We start from the raw sequence: 5,905 nt of genomic DNA on the forward strand, positions 1-5,905 counted from the left end.
TCGGCCCTACGATCTGGAAACGGAAATACGGGTTCACCGAATACAAAATCAACAGTATTCCGCTGGGCGGCTATGTAAAGCCGGCCGGCGAGGACGTGGCCGGTTCGGCCGACAAGCCGTGGGAATATTTCGCTAAACCGTGGTACAGCCGGATTATAGTGGTGGTTTCCGGCCCGCTCATGAACTATGTGCTGGCATTCGTGCTGTTTACGGGGCTGGTGTTTTTTGTCGGCGAGCCGGATTATTCCATGAAGCCCGTGCTAGGCGAGGTCATGGCGAGCTATCCGGCGGAAGCGGCGGGCCTTAAAGCGGGCGACACGATATTGCGGGTGTCCACCATCACCGTCGCCTCGTGGACTGATTTTTCTACTGCAATCCATAGCCGTCCGCAGCAGCCCACCGAGATAGTCTATTCCCGCGGCGGGGTTGAGGCGTCCGCGACGGTCGTTCCCCGGCTGGACGAGAAAACGAAGTTCGGGCTGGTCGGCGTGACGCCGCAGGTGGTGTATACGCCGGTGAGTTTTGCCAGCGCGGTCGGCACGGGCGCCCGGCAATGCTGGTTCTGGACTTATTATACGGTAAAAACGCTTGCGGAAGAAATTTACAACCGCAGGAAGCCTGATGTGGCCGGTCCGGTCGGCATTGTGCAGATCGTGAGCAAAGCGGCGCACAGCGGCATGGAAAATTTCATATCGCTTATCGCGCTGCTGTCGGTGGCGATCGGGCTGTTTAACCTGTTCCCGATTCCGATGCTCGACGGGGGCACGATAGTCCTTTTCCTGTGGGAAGGCATCAGCCGCCGCAAAATCACCGAAAAGCTGCTGGAGCGCGTCAACTCGGTCGGCATGGTGCTGTTGGTTTGTCTTCTGGTGTTCGCCACTTACAGCGATATAGCGCGCATCCGCAAGTCGCGGCTGGAGAAAGCCGCCGCCGAAAAAGCCAAAGCCGAACAGGCCGCTCCCGCCGCGCCGGCCGCGGTTGCCGCTCCGCCCGCCGGACAGGCGGCTGCGGCGCGATAGCCATGTTTACCAGAGCGCGGACCCGCACGGTCGGCATCGGGCCGTTTAAGGTGGGCGGCGGCAACCTCGTGCGCGTGCAGTCAATGTGCAACACCGACACGCGCGACACCGAAGCGACGGTGGCCCAGATCAGGCGGCTGGAAAACGCCGGCTGCGAAATCATCCGCGTAGCCGTGCCTGACATGGCGGCGGCGCAGGCGCTCGGCGTCATAAAAAAACGGATTTCGATTCCGCTCGTGGCGGATATACATTTTGACTGGCGGCTCGCGCTTGAGGCCGTGCGGCAGGGTGTGGCGAAAATCCGCATCAATCCCGGCAATATCGGCGACAGGGGCCGCGTGCGCGAGGTGGCGCTCGCCTGCTCCGGTTCGGGCGTTCCCATCCGTATCGGCGTGAACGCGGGTTCATTGAAGGCGCTGCGGATGGTGGAAGGCAAACCGGCGTGGTCACCCGAAAAATGGGCCGAAATCATGGTGGAGGAGGCGTTAAGCGAAGCCGCCGAACTGGAAGCCTGCGGGTTTCACGATATACTGGTTTCGCTCAAAGCCGACGACGTGGAACGCACGCTTATGGCCTGCCGGCTGTTCGCGCGGAAAAGCGATATCCCGCAGCATATCGGCGTGACCGAGGCGGGCAGTTTTCTGCCGGGCGTGGTGAAGTCGTCAATGGCGTTAGGCTCGCTGCTGGGCGAGGGGCTGGGCGATACCGTGCGTGTTTCGCTTACCGAGGATCCGGTTTTGCAGGTTCGCACCGCTTACGAGATTTTGAAAGGGCTGGGCCTGCGCTGTTACGGCCCCGACATAATATCCTGCCCCACCTGCGGCCGCTGCCAGGTGGACGTGCACGGCACGGTTAGCGAGCTCGAGAGCCGGATTTACGGCGATCCCGCGCTCCGTCATAAAGCGGAAGGTCTCAAGATCGCGGTCATGGGGTGTGTGGTGAACGGGCCGGGCGAGGCCCGGTCGGCTGATTTCGGGATAGCGGGCGGCAAAAACGTCGGAGTGTGGATAGAGAACGGCAGGCCCGGCCGCCAGATTCCCTGCGGGCGCTGGATCGCCGAACTGATCGAAAAAATACAATCGCTTTAGACCGGCTGTTTTAGGAGATTGCAACATGAAACTGAGTCAATATTTTCTGCCTACACTGCGGGAAGCTCCGCAGGACGCGGATACCGTTTCCGCCGCGCTTATGCTGCGGGCCGGGCTGATCCGCAAGCTCGCCAGCGGGATTTACGAGTGGCTGCCCGCCGGCATGCGTACCCTCAAGAAGGTCGAGCAGATCGTGCGCGAGGAAATGAACCGCGCCGGCGGGCAGGAAGTATGGCTGCCCGTCATTCAGCCCAAAGAGCTTTGGGTGGAAACCGCGCGCTGGAACGTGTACGGCAAGGAACTGCTCAGGATAACCGACCGCAAGGACGCGGAATTCTGCTTCGCCCCCACCGCCGAGGAAGTGATCACCGCTATGGTCCGCGGCGACGTGCGCAGCTACCGCCAGCTGCCGCTGGTGCTTTACCAGTTCGGCGAGAAGTTCCGCGACGAAATACGCCCCAGGTTCGGCGTGATGCGCGCGCGCGAATTTTATATGAAGGACGCCTATTCCTTTCACGCCACCGAAGAAAGCGCGAACGAAATTTACGGTAAAATGTTCGAGGCGTATAACAGCATCTGCAAGCGGTGCGGGTTTGATTATGCGCCGGTGGAGGCCGATTCTGGCGCGATCGGCGGGAATTTTTCGCACGAATTCATGGTGATAGCGGAAACCGGCGAAAACGCCATCGCCTACTGCGCCTGCGGTTACGCAGCCAATACCGAAAAAGCCGAAGTGGCCGCGCCTTCCGAGGCCGCGCCGGAAGGCGAACCCAAACCGCTGAAAGACCTGGACACTCCGGGCGTGACCACCATCGGGGAAGTTGCGGAATTTCTTAAAGCCAAGCCGAAAAAATTCATCAAGGCGCTGCTTTACCTTGCCGACGGAGAACCGGTAATGGTGCTTATGCGCGGAGATCACCAGTTAAACGAGTTCAAGCTGGTCAGGACGCTGAAATGCGCGGCGCTTGAAAAGGCGCCGGAAACGGTTTATCAGGCTGTCGCGGGCTGCGCGGTGGGGTTTGCCGGGCCGGTGGATATCCGCGCGCGGTTTACTCCCGCTGACGGCGCAAAAACTCCGCTCAAATTATTAATAGCCGACAATCATGTCAAAACCATGATCAATGGCATCGCCGGAGCGAACGCGACGGATAAGCATACCGTGAACGTAAATCCCGGCCGGGATTTCGAGCCGGACGGGTATTACGACCTGAAAGAGGCCGCCGAAAACGATCCCTGCCCGAAATGCGGCGCTCCGCTCAAACTTAAGCGCGGCATCGAAGTGGGTCATACCTTTAAACTGGGAACCCGCTATTCCGCGCCGATGAAATGCGAATTTGTGGATGAAAACCAGCAGTCCCGGCCCATGATTATGGGCTGTTACGGCATAGGCGTATCGCGCATAGTGGCCGCGGCGATCGAGCAGTGCCACGACAAAAACGGCATCATCTGGCCCGCTCCACTCGCGCCGTTCGATATAAGCCTTATCTCCATTTCCACACCCGACACGCCGGAAGTGGAAGTTGAGGCCGGCAGGATTTACGGGCTTGTTCATCAGGCCGGGCTTACCGCGCTGTGGGATGACCGGGACGAACGGCCCGGCGTGAAGTTTAAAGACGCCGATCTGCTCGGCCTGCCGGTGCGTATTGTTGTCAGTTCCAAAACTCTCAAGGACGGCGAAGTGGAATTCAAACGCCGCACCGAAGAGGGGTTCGGGGCGCGCTGGAAACTGGCGGAACTGGCGGCTAAGCTGGCTGAACTCAGGCGTTCAGTCTGATTTTAAGCGGGATTCGGGATCCGACGCCTGGCCCGGAATTGTGACGTGTGATCAAAGTCACAAACTGCCGTGTAGTTATTTTGGTGTAAGTTTGCTATAATATATGTGTGAGGCATGGATGAGGGGTTTTTAGAGAGGATTCATGCGGAGGGACAGCGGGCGCCATATTGGCGCCCGCATTTTTTATAAAAAGCTGTCCGCGCGGCAAAATTCCGGGTGCCTTTTGAATTGACCCTTTATAAAGAAATATGCTATCCTAATTTGCGTGGCGGAGTGGCTTGTCAAAAGCCACTCTTTTTTTAAGCCTGCCGTGGTTGTGGAACCCGCGGGCCGGCGTTCAGGAATGGAATATGGCAGATAACTCTAAAATAGAACAGGCGCTGGCGCCCGTTTTCAAGCAGAACGGTATCGAGCTGGTGGATATAGTTGTAAGCAGAACCGGCCGCAAGCCGACGCTCCAGTTTTTTATTGATAAACTGGAGGGTGCGATCAATGTTGAGGATTGCGCGCGCATGAGCGGAAAAATAGAAGGCGTGCTTGATATGGAGGAGTTTTTCCCGCAGGGATACATAATAGAAGTGTCATCGCCGGGCATTAACCGGCCGCTAAAGAAGCCCGCCCATTACCTGCGGTTTGCCGGAGAGCGGGCAAAAGTGGTTTTGCGCGAAATGGTGGAGAACAGGGCGGTTTTTACCGGAGTCATCGAATCCGCGGACGACGCGCAGTTTACCCTGTTTGACGGAACCAGCAGGTTTACTTTCAAATATGACCGGGTCAAAAAAGCCGTGCTGGACCCCGTTGTTGAATTTTAAGGGAGGAATGAGAAATGGACGAGAGCCAGTCAAAACAGCTTATGATCGCGCTTGAGCAGCTGGAACGCGAGCGCAATATTAAACGGGAAGACGTTTTCAAGACGATCGAGGATTCCCTTGTGTCGGCTTTGCGCAAACATATCGGCAAAAACGCGCAGATCGTGGCCCGGATGGACCCTGAAACGGGCGTTATCCGCGCCTATCAGGTGATGAAGGTGGTGGAAACGGTTTTCACTCCCGAAACCGAAATTGCGTTAAGCAAAGCGAAAGAAAAGATAGCGACCGCCGAAGTGGGCGATGAAATTTCGATAGGGCTGAGCGTCAGCGAATTTTCGCGCATTGCGGCGCAGATCGCCAAGCAGGTGCTGATCCAGAAAATACGCGATATCGAGCGCGACAGCATGTTCCGCGAATACAAGCCGCGCGAAGACGAAATTCTCACGGGCGTTGTGCGGCGGTTTTCCGACCGGGATATCATAGTTGATCTCGGCAAAGCGGAAGGGCTGCTGCCGTTCTGCGAGCAGATCCGCAAGGAACGCTACGCGCCCAACGGGCGCATCCGCGCGATCATACTCAAAGTGCTGACGCAGAAGGAAATCATGGAAGAGCCGCAATACAAGCGGTACTGCTCCGCCATCATGAAGATGGACCGGGGGCAGAAGGGGCCGTATGTGATTCTGTCGCGCGCGGCGGACGAGTTTCTGGCGAAACTTTTTGAAATGGAAGTGCCGGAAGTGGAGGAGAAGCTGGTGGAGCTGCTCAGCATCAACCGCGAGCCGGGTTTCCGCGCGAAAGTGGTGGTGCGGGGCAAGGACTCCAAAGTTGATCCCGTCGGCGCGTGCGTGGGCATGCGCGGAATGCGCATCCGCGCGATAACCAACGAACTGAGCGGCGAACGGGTTGACCTCATTCCGTTCGTGGACGACGCGCACCTGATGATCATCAACGCGATGTCGCCCGCCAGGGTGACCTCGGTGCGGGTGCTCGACGCCGAGCACAAGCGCGCGCTGGTGGTGGTGCCGGACGACCAGCTGCCGGTGGCTATCGGGCGGGACTGGCAGAACATCCGGCTCGCTTCGCGGATCCCCGGCTGGGAACTGGAAGCCAAGAGCGAAACCCAGGTTCGCGAGGAAACCGAGAAGCTGCAGAACGAATTCGCCAAGGTGCTTACCGGAGTTGAGGGGATCGGCCCCAAGATCGCCGAACTGCTCG

5 protein-coding genes are annotated in these 5,905 nt (G+C 58.4%); all 5 read left to right on the forward strand.

Translation table 11 applies throughout. From position 1 onward, the window contains the following. A partial coding sequence (gene rseP, locus PHW69_09600; GenBank protein ID MDD4005435.1) for an RIP metalloprotease RseP occupies positions 1-1,019 on the forward strand: 1,019 nt, incomplete at its 5' end. A 2-nt stretch (positions 1,020-1,021) separates the two neighbouring features. Next, on the forward strand, positions 1,022-2,107 hold the full coding sequence (ispG, locus tag PHW69_09605; GenBank protein MDD4005436.1) for a flavodoxin-dependent (E)-4-hydroxy-3-methylbut-2-enyl-diphosphate synthase: 1,086 nt from the start codon (positions 1,022-1,024) through the stop codon (positions 2,105-2,107). Positions 2,108-2,132: 25 nt separating this feature from the next. Next, positions 2,133-3,881: a proline--tRNA ligase gene (locus PHW69_09610; GenBank protein MDD4005437.1), complete on the forward strand. Its 1,749-nt coding sequence runs from the start codon at positions 2,133-2,135 to the stop codon at positions 3,879-3,881. 350 nt (positions 3,882-4,231) lie between these two features. After that, complete coding sequence (locus tag PHW69_09615) at positions 4,232-4,693, forward strand: ribosome maturation factor RimP (GenBank protein MDD4005438.1); 462 nt, start codon at positions 4,232-4,234, stop codon at positions 4,691-4,693. 14 nt (positions 4,694-4,707) lie between these two features. Next, the coding region (locus PHW69_09620) for a transcription termination/antitermination protein NusA (GenBank protein MDD4005439.1) at positions 4,708-5,905 on the forward strand (1,198 nt) is incomplete at its 3' end.

The sequence above is a fragment of the Elusimicrobiaceae bacterium genome, from assembly GCA_028700325.1.
Classification (GTDB): domain Bacteria; phylum Elusimicrobiota; class Elusimicrobia; order Elusimicrobiales; family Elusimicrobiaceae; genus JAQVSV01.

Coding starts and splice junctions, on each gene's coding strand:
- PHW69_09610 (MDD4005437.1), top strand. CDS start 2,133: ATGAAACTGAGTCAATATTTTCTGCCTACACTGCGGGAAGCTCCGCAG.
- PHW69_09615 (MDD4005438.1), top strand. CDS start 4,232: ATGGCAGATAACTCTAAAATAGAACAGGCGCTGGCGCCCGTTTTCAAG.
- ispG (MDD4005436.1), top strand. CDS start 1,022: ATGTTTACCAGAGCGCGGACCCGCACGGTCGGCATCGGGCCGTTTAAG.